The organism is Nitratiruptor sp. YY08-26, from assembly GCF_016593215.1.
GTDB classification, from domain to species: Bacteria; Campylobacterota; Campylobacteria; order Campylobacterales; family Nitratiruptoraceae; genus Nitratiruptor; species Nitratiruptor tergarcus.
Genome location: NZ_AP023063.1, coordinates 1288239 through 1303548, shown reverse-complemented (window position 1 = coordinate 1303548; position 15310 = coordinate 1288239). Strand labels below are relative to the sequence as shown.

Annotated in this window: 20 protein-coding genes; all 20 read left to right on the top strand. The window is 37.1% G+C overall.

Going from position 1 to position 15310, the window contains the following annotated elements:
• Nucleotides 1-15 precede the first annotated feature (15 nt).
• Nucleotides 16-438 carry a hypothetical protein gene (locus tag JG738_RS07020; protein ID WP_201337204.1) on the top strand — a complete coding sequence of 141 codons (423 nt, stop codon included), beginning with the start codon at nt 16-18 and terminating at the stop codon, nt 436-438.
• A gap of 11 nt (nt 439-449) precedes the next feature.
• Nucleotides 450-962: a F0F1 ATP synthase subunit B gene (locus JG738_RS07015; RefSeq protein ID WP_201337203.1), complete on the top strand. Its 513-nt coding sequence runs from the start codon at nt 450-452 to the stop codon at nt 960-962.
• 1 nt (nt 963) lies between these two features.
• A complete protein-coding gene (locus tag JG738_RS07010; RefSeq protein WP_201337202.1) occupies nt 964-1494 on the top strand; it encodes a F0F1 ATP synthase subunit delta in 531 nt (176 codons plus the stop codon).
• A gap of 12 nt (nt 1495-1506) precedes the next feature.
• Nucleotides 1507-3024 carry a F0F1 ATP synthase subunit alpha gene (atpA, locus tag JG738_RS07005; protein ID WP_084276270.1) on the top strand — a complete coding sequence of 506 codons (1518 nt, stop codon included), beginning with the start codon at nt 1507-1509 and terminating at the stop codon, nt 3022-3024.
• 9 nt (nt 3025-3033) lie between these two features.
• Nucleotides 3034-3918 (top strand): ATP synthase F1 subunit gamma, encoded by an 885-nt coding sequence (gene atpG, locus JG738_RS07000; protein ID WP_201337201.1) that lies wholly within the window; start codon nt 3034-3036, stop codon nt 3916-3918.
• 15 nt (nt 3919-3933) lie between these two features.
• On the top strand, nt 3934-5346 hold the full coding sequence (gene atpD, locus JG738_RS06995) for a F0F1 ATP synthase subunit beta (protein WP_084276267.1): 1413 nt from the start codon (nt 3934-3936) through the stop codon (nt 5344-5346).
• Nucleotides 5347-5377: 31 nt separating this feature from the next.
• A complete protein-coding gene (gene atpC / locus JG738_RS06990; RefSeq protein ID WP_084276266.1) occupies nt 5378-5767 on the top strand; it encodes an ATP synthase F1 subunit epsilon in 390 nt (129 codons plus the stop codon).
• An 8-nt stretch (nt 5768-5775) separates the two neighbouring features.
• On the top strand, nt 5776-6339 hold the full coding sequence (locus JG738_RS06985; RefSeq protein WP_201337200.1) for a MotA/TolQ/ExbB proton channel family protein: 564 nt from the start codon (nt 5776-5778) through the stop codon (nt 6337-6339).
• 2 nt (nt 6340-6341) lie between these two features.
• Entirely contained in the window at nt 6342-6731 is a 390-nt protein-coding gene (locus tag JG738_RS06980) for a biopolymer transporter ExbD (RefSeq protein ID WP_201337199.1), read from the top strand.
• Nucleotides 6724-7431 carry a TonB C-terminal domain-containing protein gene (locus JG738_RS06975; RefSeq protein ID WP_201337198.1) on the top strand — a complete coding sequence of 236 codons (708 nt, stop codon included), beginning with the start codon at nt 6724-6726 and terminating at the stop codon, nt 7429-7431. The genes JG738_RS06980 and JG738_RS06975 overlap by 8 nt, the downstream gene beginning before the upstream one ends.
• 54 nt (nt 7432-7485) lie before the next feature.
• Nucleotides 7486-8742, top strand: coding sequence for a Tol-Pal system protein TolB (gene tolB / locus JG738_RS06970; protein ID WP_201337197.1), 1257 nt, complete (start codon nt 7486-7488; stop codon nt 8740-8742).
• Nucleotides 8743-8803: 61 nt separating this feature from the next.
• Nucleotides 8804-9352: an OmpA family protein gene (locus JG738_RS06965; protein WP_201337196.1), complete on the top strand. Its 549-nt coding sequence runs from the start codon at nt 8804-8806 to the stop codon at nt 9350-9352.
• Nucleotides 9353-9360: 8 nt separating this feature from the next.
• Complete coding sequence (locus JG738_RS06960) at nt 9361-10212, top strand: tol-pal system YbgF family protein (protein ID WP_201337195.1); 852 nt, start codon at nt 9361-9363, stop codon at nt 10210-10212.
• Nucleotides 10213-10290: 78 nt separating this feature from the next.
• Nucleotides 10291-10797 (top strand): peptidylprolyl isomerase, encoded by a 507-nt coding sequence (locus JG738_RS06955; protein WP_201337194.1) that lies wholly within the window; start codon nt 10291-10293, stop codon nt 10795-10797.
• 73 nt (nt 10798-10870) lie between these two features.
• Nucleotides 10871-11830: an ACP S-malonyltransferase gene (fabD, locus tag JG738_RS06950; protein WP_201337193.1), complete on the top strand. Its 960-nt coding sequence runs from the start codon at nt 10871-10873 to the stop codon at nt 11828-11830.
• A gap of 97 nt (nt 11831-11927) precedes the next feature.
• A complete protein-coding gene (locus JG738_RS06945) occupies nt 11928-12494 on the top strand; it encodes a hypothetical protein (RefSeq protein WP_201337192.1) in 567 nt (188 codons plus the stop codon).
• Nucleotides 12495-12531: 37 nt separating this feature from the next.
• On the top strand, nt 12532-13275 hold the full coding sequence (locus JG738_RS06940; protein ID WP_201337191.1) for a 5'-methylthioadenosine/adenosylhomocysteine nucleosidase: 744 nt from the start codon (nt 12532-12534) through the stop codon (nt 13273-13275).
• The gene (locus tag JG738_RS06935; RefSeq protein WP_201337190.1) at nt 13272-14033 is read left to right on the top strand and encodes an ATP-binding protein; all 762 of its coding nucleotides are present in this window, start codon (nt 13272-13274) and stop codon (nt 14031-14033) included. Before JG738_RS06940 ends, JG738_RS06935 begins: the two co-directional genes overlap by 4 nt.
• 23 nt (nt 14034-14056) lie before the next feature.
• Nucleotides 14057-15073 carry a hypothetical protein gene (locus tag JG738_RS06930; RefSeq protein ID WP_201337189.1) on the top strand — a complete coding sequence of 339 codons (1017 nt, stop codon included), beginning with the start codon at nt 14057-14059 and terminating at the stop codon, nt 15071-15073.
• On the top strand, nt 15070-15309 hold the full coding sequence (locus JG738_RS06925; protein ID WP_084276244.1) for an EscU/YscU/HrcU family type III secretion system export apparatus switch protein: 240 nt from the start codon (nt 15070-15072) through the stop codon (nt 15307-15309). Before JG738_RS06930 ends, JG738_RS06925 begins: the two co-directional genes overlap by 4 nt.
• Nucleotide 15310: the final 1 nt, after the last annotated feature.

The window sequence follows — 15310 nt, the reverse complement described above, 5'->3', positions numbered from 1 at the left end:
TTGAAAGGGAGAGGTATGCTAGATATCAATATCGGCCTTGTGCTGCTTACAGCTATTGTTTTTCTCGCTCTTGTGTTTTTGCTCAATAGTATGCTGTATCGTCCACTGTTGACGTTTATGACACAGCGCGAAGAGAGCATCCGCAGAGACCTGGAAAATGCGAATAGTAATGAAGAGGGCTCGGAAAAACTATTAGAAGAGGCAAAAGCAATTATTGCTGATGCCAAAGCACAAGCCTCATCAATGAAAAAAGAGGCGATTGAAGAGGTAAGAGCTGAAGTTTCCAAAATGGTGGAAGCAAAAAAAGCGGAACTAGAGAATCGTAAAGAAGCTCTCATGGAAGAGATCAAAAAAGAGGAAGAGAGTGTACGTAGTACATTGATTTCCCAAATGCCACTATTTAAAGAGGCACTTAAAGCAAAATTTAATACGTTGTAAAAGGAGAGGGAGTGAATCTAAAAATCGTTTCCCTGCTACTTTTAGGAGCAGGATTGGCTATGGCTGGCGAAGGGGCTCACCATACAGATATTGTTCCCCGTACCGTTAACTTCTTAATATTTGCTGCAATCCTTTACTATCTCATAGCTGAGCCTGTAAAAAGCTTTTTTAAAAACAGGAGTGCTTCTATTGCTATGCAGTTAGAAGAGGTGCAGACAAAACTCAAGAGGGCAAAAGAGGATAAAGAAAAAGCGCAAGAAGAGGTGATAAAAGCTAAAGAGTTGGCTCAAGAGATTTTAGAGACAACAAAAAAAGAGATTGAAATAATGACAAAAGAGCTTAAAGAGCATGCTCAGCAAGAGATCGCTCTACTCGAAAAGAGTTTCGAAGAGAATATGGAGCTTGAACGTAGAAAAAGAGTACGTAAGATCACGCAAGAGGTTCTTGAAGAGCTTTTTGAAGATAAAACTTTGGAGCTTGACAAGCAGAAATTTGTCAATTTGATAGTAAAAAAGGTGGCATAACATGGAAGAGTTGATAGCCAAAAGATATGTAAAAGCACTTATTGAGAGTGCACAGCTTGATGAGTTGAAAGAGATAGAGCGATATCTTGAAGCAATGGCCTCGCTCTTTAAAGATTGGAAAATAAAAGAGATTATTATATCTCCCGAAATCAAAAGTGATGAGAAATTGGAGCTCCTCATAGGTGGACTCGAAAATCCAAATGTAAAATTTGTCAACTTAATGAGAGTGCTTGCTGCAAAAAGAAGACTCTCTTTGATTCCATTGTTGGCAAAAGAGCTTAAAAGTCAATTGGCTTTCATGCAAAAGAGTTTTGAAGGAAAAGTATTTAGTGAGTTTGATTTGAGTAGCGAAGAGATTGAGGAGATTGAAAAAGCATTGGCAAACCGCTTGGGCGCAGAGATTAAACTCACTCAAGCTCCTCAAAAGTATGATGGGATTAAAGTGGAAGTTGATACTATTGGTATCGAGATTGAGTTTTCCAAATCAAAAATCAAAAAACAGCTTATAGATAATATATTAAAAGCAATATAGAAAGGAGTCAGTGTGGCACAAAAATTGCAAGCAGATGAAATTAGCTCTATCATTAAAGAGAGGATAGAGGATTTTGAACTTAAAATTGATGTAGAGGAGACAGGGAAAGTTATCTCTTTTGCCGATGGTGTTGCTAAAGTTTATGGTCTTAACAATGCAATGGCAGGAGAGATGCTTGAGTTTGAAAACGGTGATAAAGGGATGGCACTTAACCTCGAAGAGAGTGATGTAGGGGTTGTTGTCCTTGGTAAGGGTGAAGGAATCAGAGAAGGAAGCAGTGTCAAGAGACTTGGACAGCTTCTGAAAGTTCCTGTTGGTGAAGAACTTGTAGGAAGAGTAATTAATGCTATTGGTGAGCCAATTGATGGAAAAGGGCCAATTGAAGCGAAAGAGTATCGCTATGTAGAAGAGAAAGCTCCTGGCATTATGGCAAGAAAATCAGTACATGAGCCGTTACAAACAGGTATTAAGGCGATTGACGCACTTGTGCCCATCGGTAGAGGCCAAAGGGAGCTCATTATTGGTGATAGACAAACAGGTAAAACTACAGTTGCTATAGATACGATCATCAACCAAAAAGGACAGGGAGTTGTTTGTATTTATGTTGCTGTAGGACAGAAGCAGTCTACTGTAGCACAAGTGGTAAGAAAACTTGAAGAACATGGTGCTATGGACTATACAATTGTTGTCAATGCAGGAGCAAGTGAGCCAGCAGCACTCCAATTTTTAGCTCCATATACTGGTGTTACTATTGGAGAGTATTTTAGAGACAATGCAAAGCATGCACTCATTGTCTATGATGATCTTAGCAAACACGCAGTTGCATATCGTGAAATGTCTTTGATTCTTCGACGTCCTCCTGGCCGTGAGGCATATCCTGGTGATGTTTTCTATCTTCACTCAAGACTACTTGAGCGTGCAGCGAAGCTTAACGATAAGCTTGGTGCAGGAAGTTTGACAGCACTGCCAATTATTGAAACACAAGCAGGGGATGTTTCTGCATATATTCCAACAAACGTTATCTCTATCACAGATGGCCAGATATTCTTAGAATCTGATCTTTTTAATGCTGGTATTAGACCTGCAATCAACGTAGGTATCTCTGTATCTCGTGTTGGTGGGGCTGCACAAATCAAGGCTATGAAACAGGTTGCTGGTACGCTCAGACTCGATCTTGCCCAATATCGAGAACTTGAGGCTTTCGCACAATTTGCAAGTGATCTTGATGAAGCAAGCCGTAAGCAGCTTGAGCGTGGTCAAAGAATGGTTGAAATTCTCAAACAACCGCCATATTCACCACTTCCAGTTGAAAGACAGGTAACTATAATCTATGCTGGAGCTAATGGTTTCTTAGATGATATTCCAGTGAGTGCAATTAATAAATTTGAGTATGAGCTTTATAGCTTTATAGAAGCAAAATATCCACAAATCTTTGAACTTATTCGTGAGAGAAAAGCACTTGATGATGAGATCAAAGAGTTGCTCAATAAAGCGATAGAAGAGTTTAAAGCGAGCTTTAGTGCCGAATAAGGATAAAAAATGGCAAATCTAAAAGATATAAAAAGAAAGATTGGTAGTGTCAAGAACACCCAAAAGACTACGAGGGCAATGAAGCTTGTCTCTACCGCAAAATTGCGACGAGCAGAAGAGGTTGCAAAAAGAAGTAAATACTTTGAAAATGCTATCAATGATACTTTGGCAGAAATTGCATCCTCTATTAATAAGTATAAAGTAGGTGGTGTAAAAGGGCGCTATTTCGAAGAGCCTGAAGTTGTAGGTGTTGTAGATATCATATTTGTAACAGCAGACAAAGGTTTGTGTGGTGGGTTCAATTACCAAACGATAAAAACTGTACGTAGTCTCATTGAAGAGTATACAAGAAGCGGTGCAAAAGTGAGACTTCGAGCGATTGGTAAAAAAGGAATAGAGTTCTTCAAATTCCAAGGGTATGAACTAACTGACACTGTTGTGGGACTTAGCTCTGCACCTGAATATAAAAAAGCAGCAGAATTTATCAAAAGAAGTGTCGAAGATTATCTTGATGGTAAAGTTGATAAAGTTGTTCTTGTACACAATGGGTACAAAAACATGATTACGCAAGAGATCAAAGTAGTTAATCTGCTTCCTATTGATATCAAAGGCTTTGAAGAAAAAGAGATCTCTTCGCAATTAGAACTTGAGCCAGATGAAGGTGAAAAGGTATTGGAATCGCTCATTAATAAATATAATGAGTTTAATATCTATTTTGCATTGATAGACTCATTAGCTGCAGAGCATAGTGCGAGAATGCAAGCTATGGATGCAGCGACGAAAAATGCTAAAGAGATGGTTGAATCACTTACTATTTCGTACAATAAGGCAAGACAAGAATCTATTACTACTGAGTTGACTGAAATTATCAGTGGTATGGAAGCAATGAAATAAAAAAGGAGAAAGGTAATGTCTAATAAAAAGGGAAAAATTATCCAAGTTATGGGTCCCGTTGTTGACGTGGACTTTGAGGATTATCTTCCAGCAATCAATGAAGCACTTGAACTTACTTTAGAAGTTGAAGGTACAAGTAAAAGACTTGTATTGGAAGTTGCTGCGCACTTGGGAGACAACCGTGTAAGAACTATTGCAATGGATATGACTGATGGGCTTGTCCGTGGTCAAGAAGTTGAAGCTACAGGTGGTCCTATAAAAGTGCCAGTCGGTGAAGAGGTGCTTGGAAGAATTTTCAATGTTATCGGTGAAACTATTGATGAGGGAGAGCCTCTCCAAGCAAAAACTTACTGGTCAATTCATAGAAGTGCACCAGAATTTGAAGAGCAAAGTACAAAAGAAGAGATCTTTGAAACTGGTATTAAAGTTGTAGACCTTTTGGCTCCTTATAAAAAAGGTGGTAAGACAGGTCTCTTTGGTGGTGCAGGTGTTGGTAAGACAGTTATTATTATGGAGCTTATCCACAACGTTGCTTTCAAACACTCTGGTTACTCAGTTTTCGCAGGTGTTGGTGAGAGAACGAGAGAGGGAAATGACCTCTATTACGAAATGAAAGAATCAAATGTTTTGGATAAAGTTGCACTGTGCTATGGTCAGATGAACGAGCCTCCTGGAGCAAGAAACAGAATCGCTCTTACTGGTCTTACAATGGCGGAATATTTCCGTGATGAAATGGGACTTGATGTTTTGATGTTTATCGACAATATTTTTAGATATGCGCAGGCTGGTGCAGAGATGTCAGCACTTCTTGGACGTATTCCATCTGCGGTGGGTTATCAGCCAACACTTGCAAGCGAAATGGGAAGATTGCAAGAGCGTATTACATCTACGAAAAAAGGATCAATTACCTCTATCCAGGCTGTGTACGTTCCAGCAGATGACTTGACCGACCCAGCTCCTGCATCTGTTTTTGCACACCTTGATGCGACAACCGTTCTTAACCGTAGAATTGCAGAAAAAGGTATCTATCCTGCTGTGGATCCACTCGATTCTACATCAAGAATGCTTGATAAAAATATCATTGGGGAAGAGCACTACAATGTAGCACGTGGTGTGCAAGCAGTATTGCAAAAATATAAAGATTTGCAAGACATTATTGCTATTCTTGGTATGGACGAGCTTTCAGAAGAGGATAAACTCATTGTTGAAAGAGCGAGAAAAATTGAGAGATTTTTGTCTCAGCCATTCTTTGTTGCTGAGGTTTTCACAGGAAGTCCTGGTCGCTATGTGACTCTTCAAGAGACTATTGAAGGTTTTAAAGGGTTGCTTGAGGGTAAATATGATGATTTACCAGAAGCTGCATTCTATATGGTTGGTAATATAGACGAAGCACTTGAAAAGGCTGAGAAACTTAAAGCAAAATCATAAGCGAAGTAACTCTTCGTGAAAAAGGAAGTGAATGGATACATTGAGATTAGAGATAGTTACGCCTGAAGGTCTGATATTTGATCAAGATGTTAAGAGCGTAACTTTTCCAGGAGAAGAGGGTGAGTTTGGCGTATTGCCAAAACATGCCTCTTTACTTTCGCTTCTCAAGCCTGGTGTAATAGAAATAGAGCTTCCAGATGGCAAGAAAGAGTCTATTGTCATCAACTGGGGACATGTTAAAGTAGATGAACATAAGGCAGTAGCTCTTGTTGAAGGAGCGATTCCTTTAGCAGGCGCTACAGAGAGCGAAATTGCGAAGAAAATTGAAGAGGCAAAAGAACTTATTGAAAAAGCGAGTGAAAATAAAGCTGCTTTAGCTACTGTAGAGGCACGTATAGAAAAAGCGGCAAAAATTATTTAGTAAAGATTATGAAACAGCTTGACCTTCTTTTGAGTTATCTCGATAAGAGCAACTCTATCACGATAGCCGTCCTTGGCGTGCTATCGTTATACTTCTTACTCGTTAATTGGGTATTTTTCTATCGGTACCTCTATCTTAGTTTGCTTATACGTCGTGAAAAATTTTCCCTAGAAACTGTAGAGATGGGGAACAAAGTACCTGCAATGAACTCTTTTTTAAAACAGTGTTATGCAGGAGGGAAATTTACTCCTAACAAAAATGATTTTTGTATTACAAAAGCAACGCAGGAGAGTACAGCAGGATTGACTTTTCTCTCGATAGCTGCTTCTACCTCTCCTTTTATAGGGCTTTTTGGAACTGTTGTTTCTATTTTGGAAACATTTTATATAATGGGCTCAACCAAAGCGAGTATCTCCACTATTTCTGCTTCAATTGGTGAAGCTTTAGTAGCTACTGCAGCAGGGATCTTCGTGGCTGTATTTGCTTACACTTACCATTTGATACTCAAAAGAAAAGCGTATGCATTTGTCTCTTATGTAAAAATGCAAATAGATATTTTGGCTGGCAGGTGAGGATGTTTGATTGGGATGAGAAACCTGAGCTAAATATTACACCGCTTGTCGATGTAATGCTTGTACTATTAGCGATTTTAATGGTAGCTACTCCTGCCATCGTTTATCAAGAGGATATAAATCTTCCTCAAGGATCAAAAACTAAAAATTATAAAAAGCAAAAAAGTATCCAGATAAAAATTAATAAAAATAGAGTTATTTCCATAGGGAACCAACATTTTACTTATAAAAATTTTGCTGATAGTTTTATTATGTATTCCCAACCATTTTCAAAAGATATGCCAATCTATATAAGTGCGGATAAGTCACTCTCTTATGGAGATGTGATGTATATTCTTAAAACTATCAAAGAGGCTGGATTTTCGAAAGTATCTTTGATTACCAATGGATAAAAACCTCTTTAAACTAATAGCCTTCATTGTTACAGTCATTCTCTATGGAGCAGTTCTCTTTTTTTTCCTTGATTACTTTTTTGAGCATGAAGCACCAAAAAAAATTGCTATCAAGGCACAAGCAATTGATGTGATGATTGAAGAGAAGAGAGATACAAAAAAAGTAGTACCTATAAAAAAAGTAGCACCCAAAGCCGCACCCAAAAAAAAACAAGCAAAAGGCTCTCCAGCACCAAAGCCCACACCAAAAATCGAAGATCTCTTTGCATCGCTCAATACAAAAAAACTTGCTAAGAAGAGAGCTACAGTTCATAAGCGTGCATCTACACCGAGTAAATACAAAGGTAAAAGTGGTAAAAAAGCTCAAAAATTACTCAAAAAACTCAAGCTTCAAGATATACAGCTTGCTTCTAAAAAATCGATAAAATCTATAAGTGGAGAGAAAGATCCCTATCTTGAAAAGCTTTATAAGATCCTCTATACATACTGGATGCCTTCACAGCTTAGCGCAGGAAATAGAGCAAAGGTAAAAATTTTTATTGATAGAAATGGAAGGTTTACCTATGAGGTGTTACAGTATGGGCAAAATGAGATTTTCAATGCTGAACTAGATGACTATCTCCAACGTATGCAAATGCAGCGCTTTCCACTACCTGATAGGCCTAAAGAGTTTATTGTCTACTTTGAAGCTAAAGAGTAATAAAAATTAACATTAATGTGTTAGAATAAACAAAAAATTGAGATGAGGATATAGATGAAAAGAGTATTGATTGTCTTTGTATTAGCTGTGACACTATTTGCTGCAGATATGACCCTTGAAATTGTCAAAGATGTAGGATCAAAACCAAAAATCGCTATTGAAGATGCTACTCTCGATGTTGATGGCAATATTGATAGGAAATTTTTCAGACTTTTAATAGGTGATTTAGAAGTAACAGCACATTTTAATGTAGATCAAAAGAGAAACCTTGCTAGTATGGACAGTAGTATCGATTATGTAAAATATAAAAGCAAAGACTATCTTTTACGCTATCGGCTCTTTTTTGATGATTTTGGAAAACTCAATGCGGAAGCAAAGATATTTTCAATAAAGGATGGAAATACTATTCTTGCAAAACTCTATCGCATTAGTGACAAAGATCGTTTTCCTTTTTTGGCGCACAAAATTATTTATGATCTCAATAATGCCTTGCACTTTCCTGATGTGAGTTTTCTTAAAAGCTTTGTAGTGTTTGCAAAATATACAAAGCCAAAACACGCAGATATTGTCATTAGTGATTATACATTAACATATCAAAAAGTGGTTGTACATGGTGGCCTCAATCTTTTCCCAAAATGGGCAGACAAAGAACAAAGAAGATTTTATTACACAAAAATTGGGGATAAACCTACACTTTATCTTGTTGATATTTATAAAGGTACACAGCAAAAAATATTGCAGTCAGAAGGAATGCTTGTGTGCTCAGATGTGAGCGAAGATGGAAGAAAATTGCTTCTTACTATGGCGCCGCAGATGCAGCCAGATATATATGAGTATGATACATGGACAAAAACACTCAACCGCATAACTACATATCCTGGTATAGATGTGAATGGAAACTATGTAGAAAATGAGCAAAGAGTAGTTTTTGTTTCAGATCGCTTGGGCTACCCAACAATATTTGCAAAAAATAGAGGTTCACGGGCAGTAGAAAGAGTAGTCTATCACGGAAGAAATAATAGTGCATGCTCTACATTTGGTGATTATGTTGTTTATAGTAGTCGTGAAACAGATAACGCTTTTGGCTCTAATACATTCAATCTTTACCTCACTTCTACCACAAGTGATTATATTAGAAGACTTACAGCAAATGGAGTGAATATCTTTCCAAGATTCTCTGCTGATGGAGAGACAATTCTCTTTATAAAAGAGTACGGAAGGCAGAGTGGACTAGGACTCATTCGACTAAAATACAATAAAAGTTACATCTATCCTCTCCATGTAGGAAAAATTCAATCTATTGATTGGTGATTAGTAATCTATTAAGAAAACTATTGATAAAATTAAAAAAATCAAATAAAAAGGATAAAAGATGACAAGAGGTCTCCTTGTTTCTCTCAGTTTCATAGCATTACTACTTACTGGCTGTGCAAAGAAGAGTGTAGAAATAGAAACCCCTCAAACACAGCGCCAGACTACACAAGCGAGTGAGGTAAAAGAGGGTGAAGGTATTAAAACAATTGGTGGAATGGAAGAGCAAAGCAGTGAAGAAGCTAAACTCAAAAAGATGAAGATGATTGAGTCTGAAGCGAAAAAGATATACTTTGATTTTGATAAATATAATATTCGCCCTGATCAAGTACCAAATGTAGAGTATGATGCAAAACTTTTTAATCTTGAAGATGCAAAAGAGTTCAAAATCAAAGTGGAAGGTAACTGTGATGAGTGGGGAAGTGATGAATATAACTATGCATTGGGACTTAAAAGAGCAAAAAGCGTGAAAGAGGCACTTGCTGCAAGAGGTGTGGATCCAACACGTCTGAGTGTAATTAGTTATGGAGAGAGCAATCCCGTTTGTACAGAGCATACAAAAGAGTGCTGGGCAAAAAATCGACGCGTTGAATTTGAACTCATTCCATAGGAAAAGTAGTGAAAAAAATAGTTGTACTCTCTTCTTTAGGCTTGGCTCTTATGGCACAAGAGCCTTCAGCCTTCGAAGCGGGGAATATCGATAATCCTTCTCCATATGGTTTGACAAAGACAGAAAAAGCTATTTGGCAAAACAGAAACGATATAAAATCGATAAAATCAAGGCTCTATAATATCGAGACGAAGGTCAATACTCTTACTGAAAAAGTTGCAGGGATTGAGAGTATTGTTGAAGGACTCGATGAAAATCTCAATAATTTAAAAAAAAAGCTTAAAGCTGATAATACGCAAATGCTCCAAAATGAGATTGATACACTTAAAGCAGATCTTAACACTTCAATAGCGATACAAAAAGAGAATTTCTCTCAAATTAAAAAAGTACTCAAAGAGCTCTCCTCTTTAATAGATAATATCAGTGCAAACTATGTTTCAAAGAGTGAGCTACAAGAGCAGTTACAAAAAATATATGCGAAGTTGGATAAGAAGAAAAAATCAACGCTAAGTGGTGCTAAGCTCTACTCACTGGCACATAAAGCTTATAAAAACAAAGAGTACCAAAAAGCAATTGAATATTTTGAAGCTGCTGCAGCAAAGAAATATAAACCAGCTACAAGCAATTTTTATATAGGAGAGAGTTGCTACTATACAAAAGATTATGCATGTGCAGTTGAGCACTATAAAAAGAGTGCATCTATATATGCTAAATCTTCATATATGCCAACACTTCTTTTGCATACTGCTATCTCTTTAGAGAGACTTGGCCAAAAAAGTGAAGCAAAAAAGTTTTATAAAAATCTCATTAAACTCTACCCACGTAGCAAAGCTGCAAAAATTGCTAAAAAGCGCCTATAAGTATTAGAGATATTATTTAATTCATCTACAAGGTTAATTTGTTAAAATCTTTGTGCAAATTCACATAAAGGTTTCTAAATGGCAATCGAAGAGAATAAAGTAGTTGGCATCGAATATACTGTAAAAGATGCACAAAGTGGAGAGGTTATCGATTCAAATGTAGGACATAAACCTCTTAAATTTATCACAGGAAAAAATCAAATTATTCCTGGTTTGGAAAATCAAATAAAAAATATGAATGCTGGCGAGAGTGCAGATGTGCTTGTAAAAGCAGAAGAAGCGTATGGTCAACAAGATCCTAATGCAGTACAAACACTTCCACGAGAACAGTTTGAAGGAATAGATCTTCAAGAGGGAATGACGCTCTATGGACAGGGTGAAAATGGAGAGACTGTTCAAGTAACTGTAAAATCTTTTGATGAAAACTCTGTTACAATCGATTTTAATCATCCTCTAGCAGGAAAAGATCTTCTTTTTAGTATCAATATTACAGAGGTAAGAGAAGCTACACCAGAAGAGGTAATGACTGGACAAGTGCAAGAAGAAGAACATTGCGGCGGCGACAGCTGCGGATGTGGTCATTAATCTAAGCCCTTTGGGGCTTACCTCCTTTTAATATCTTCTTTGTTACAATTACTCCTAAAAAATAGGAGTGATTATGCCTCATATAACTTTCCTTTTTCCTGGTCAAGGTAGTCAAAAAATTGGTATGGGTAAAGATTTTTTTGAAAACTCTTCATTGGCAAAAGAGCTTTTTGAAGCTGCAAGTGATCGCCTCAAAATTGATTTTACTAAACTTTTATTTGAAGAAAATGATCGCATTAACGAGACTACATATACACAACCAGCTATCATGCTTGTAAGTCTTACAGCATTAAAGCTTTTTCAATCACATAGCAATATAACCCCTCAATATGCACTTGGACACTCCCTCGGTGAATTTGGAGCGGTTGCAAGTGTAGGCGCACTAGGTAGCCTCGATGCTATTGAGCTTGTGCATTATCGTGGAAAATTTATGAGTGAGGCTGCAAAAGATGCAGATGGTGGGATGATGGTAGTGATGGGATTGAGTGATGAAGAGGTGGAGCAGATTTGTGCAAAAGCAAGAGATGAGGGCAAAAAGGTTTGGCCAGCAAACTATAATAGTGATGGACAGATTGTTGTTGCAGGCTTGAAAAATGACCTTGTGAGTTTAGAAAAAGTTTTCAAAGATGCTGGTGCTAAAAGAGCGTTGCTGCTCAATATGAGTGTAGCTAGCCATTGTCCTCTTATGGAATCGGCTCGCAAGCCATTACAAGAGTATTTAGAGCAATTTTTGCAAGATAGTTTCATTGCACCTGTTATATCTAATGTAACAGCAGCGCCATATAAAACAAAAAACGAGGCAATAGAACTTCTATCAAGACAACTAGTAGAGCCCGTGCGCTACAAGCAATCGATTCAAAATATTGAAAATGAAACTGATATTTTTATTGAATTTGGAGAAGGAAATGTCTTGAAAGGTCTCAATAGACGCATTACGAAAAAGCCTACAATATGCATAAGTAACATGAAAAGTCTTGAAGGGGCCCTCGAAGTTATTAATAAATATATGAAATTAAGCCCCTTTTCAAAATGATTTATGAATATAATAAAGAAAACTAAATTATTTATAAAAAAGTTTTATAAAGAAAAATAGGTAAGATATTTGTAAAAATAAATAGAAAGGGGCGCAAATGCGAAAAATGTTAGGAGTAGCTTTAGTCTCTGTTGTAGCTTTTGCTCAGATGCAGCCAAAAGAGGCTTTTGATTATATGAAAAAAGTGTTTCCAGGAGTTTGGACACTCTCGCCAGCATCAAAGCAGATAGGTACAACGGGAGCTCATAATCACCCTGCAGTCAAAAGAATGTTAGGAACTGATAAGACTGGAGTAGAGTATATAGTTATAGGAAGAGGATCTGCAATCAAAGAGGAGCTCTTACCAAATACTGTGCGCTGGATGGTAACAATGTATCATTGTGATGATTTTCATCAGTGCAAAGAGTTGCGAGCAACGCACTATTGTGCAAAGCAAAATCAGCCAAGTTTTATATTCAATACAAAAGAGAGTACCAAGCAAAAACTCGTTTTTGATTGTGATGAGGAGCGCAGTGAAGTGTGTGATAGTGATGAGTCACACGTGCATAAAATTATTTTAGAACTATCAAATAATAATAAACATCTCAAATCATCCTATATTGTTTATAAAGATGGAGAACAAGCGCAAAAACACTCAATTTATCATTTTGATAAAAAAGAGTAACTTTGCTACAATCTCCTAAAAATATGGAGGAGATTGGATGAGAATTGCAATAATGGGAGCTATGGTTGAGGAGATCGAGCCAATTTTGACAAAACTCGATCCCACTTTGGCTCCAGAGAGTGAACTCTCACAGATCATCGCGCATATGCAACATATTAAACTCCACACAATTGCTGGAAACCGCTACTTTGAAGCAAAATATAAAGGGCATGAGGTTTTCATAGCCTATAGCAAAATCGGCAAAGTCTTTGCTTCACTTACCGCTTCGGTTCTCATTGAGCATTTTAAAGTGCAAAAGCTTCTCTTTAGTGGTGTAGCGGGTGCAATAAATGAAGATCTCCATATAGGCGACTTGATAGCTGCAAAGAGGCTATGCCAGCATGATCTTGATATTACTGCTTTTGGGCATCCTTATGGATATGTGCCTGAAGGAAAAGTCTATATTGAGAGTGATAAAACATTACGCTTTTTAGCACAAGAGGTAGCAAAAGAGCGAGGAATAGAGCTCAAAGAGGGAACAATTGCTACGGGTGATCAATTTATTGCTGATCCTAAGAAAAAAGAGTGGATCCGAAAAACTTTCCAAGCAGATGCAATCGAGATGGAAGGTGCCGCTGTTGCAGTAGTCTGTGATGCGTATGATATTCCATTTTTTATTTTACGTTCTATTAGTGATGCAGCTGATATGGATGCAAGTTTTGATTTTGATGAGTTTTTGAAAAGTTCTTCAAAAATCAGTGCAGATTTTATTATCGCACTCTTGGATAAGATCGTAGCATGAAGCGAGCAGAGCTTTCCAAAAAACTTATCAAGCAAGTAGCTCGTACCAATGTAGAGTTTGAACTCTTACAAGAGGGCGACAATGTCTTAGTAGGACTTAGCGGTGGAAAAGACTCCCTCACTCTTATCCATGCCCTCAAGCATATTCAGCGTGTAGCTCCTTACGATTTTCGTTTTAAAGCTGTGACAATAAGTTATGGGATGGGGGAGAATTACGACTTTTTACAGCGCCATTGCGAAGAGTATGGAATTGAGTATGAGGTCTATGAGACAAATATTTTTGATATTGCAAAAGATAAAATTCGACAAAACTCCTCTTATTGCAGCTTCTTTTCTCGTATGCGGCGAGGAGCGCTCTATACCTATGCACTGCAAAATGGCTTTAATAAAGTAGCCCTTGGCCACCATCTTGATGATGCGATTGAGAGCTTTTTTATGAATATGTTCTACAATGGCACTATGCGTTCTATGCCTCCCATTTATAAAACAAAAAAAGGGCTTTATGTTATACGTCCACTTATTGAGATAAGAGAGTCTCAAACAGCTGGTTTTGTCAAACGCAATGGCTTTTTGGCTATTGGAGATGAAGCGTGTCCAGCTATGCGTTTTGATATCAAAGAGCCTTATGTGCGAGAGAACATGAAAGAGTTTGTAAAAGATCTTGAAAAAAAATTTCAAGATGTAGTTAAATATATTCGTGCCTCTTTTCGCCATATTCATGATGATACCTTTTTTGACAAATCCCGCCTAATCGTCTAATTTTTCTTACCGATAATCAATGAATGATACGGATTCATTCATTGAGCAATACTCCCTATTTTTTTGATCTCTCTTCTATCCAAAAAGGTAGATTTCATCTGCATCCTCATCAAAAATTGAGGGTTCATGTACTGGATATGTTGCCACAGCAGAAGGTGCGATTGAAACTAGCTGGAAGAGTGGTGGAGTTACAGAGCCAATTAACATTTCGAAAAAATGAGGTCCTTCTTTTGCAAGTTTTGCCTCAAAAAGGGGGAAAGCTTCGACTAAAACTCTTAGAGCGAAGTTTTGGAACACAAGGTATGGAGAGTGTGGCAATTGAGACATTTGGGAAAGATCTTAAAACATTGCAACATATAGCACATTTTGATGAGAAATTAAAAAAAGAGATAAATAGACTACTTTTGCAGCGCAAATTGCAAGAAGAACTCCTGGAAGCTAGCAAAATCATAAAAAAGATCTTTCATACATTGAATAAAGAAGATAAAAGATTGGTTGCACTTTTGAAAACAAATTTTTTGGATATAGAAAATCTTGATGCAAAGGAGTTAAAAGAGCTTCTTTTGGATATGCATAAAACAAAAATGGGAAGTTTCAAATCAATACTCAGTATGCTTCAAGAGCATAGAGAAACAAAGGAACTAGAAAGACTTCTTTATATGCTTGATACCTATGCACTTGTTGCACAGGCTAGTGGAATGATAATGAGTTTTTTGCCTGTGATTTGGGATGAAGTAGAAGAGAGCGAGCTTGTTATAAAAAAACTGACATATGCAAAAGTACATTTTTGCAGACTCTATTTGCGTTTTCATAACAATGATAAAGTGCTAGTAAGTCTTATTTTGCATAAAGGCTATTTACAGGTTATTTTTGGCGTAGAAGAGGATGCATTTAGAGAAAAACTTGCAATGAGTATGCCGCTTTTGAAAAAAAGCTTGGCATATAAAGGCATATATGTGCAGTGTTTGGTAAAGGAGTTTTGTAAGCAAGATCTCTTACGCGGTTTTGAAGATGAAAATTTGGTAAATATGAAGTTATGAAGAAAAAAGCTGTAGCACTAAAAAAAATAACACAAGAGATAAAAGTTGTTGGTAAAGGTGAGGGATATATTGCCAAGAAGATCATAGAAGTGGCTGAAGAACATGATATCCCAATCAAAAGTGATAGAGAGCTTGTAGAAAAGCTCTTTGCAGTAGAGTTGTATGATGATGTACCAGAGGAGCTCTATGAGTATATTGTAAAAGTACTCGATTTTCTATACAATATACGAAAATAAG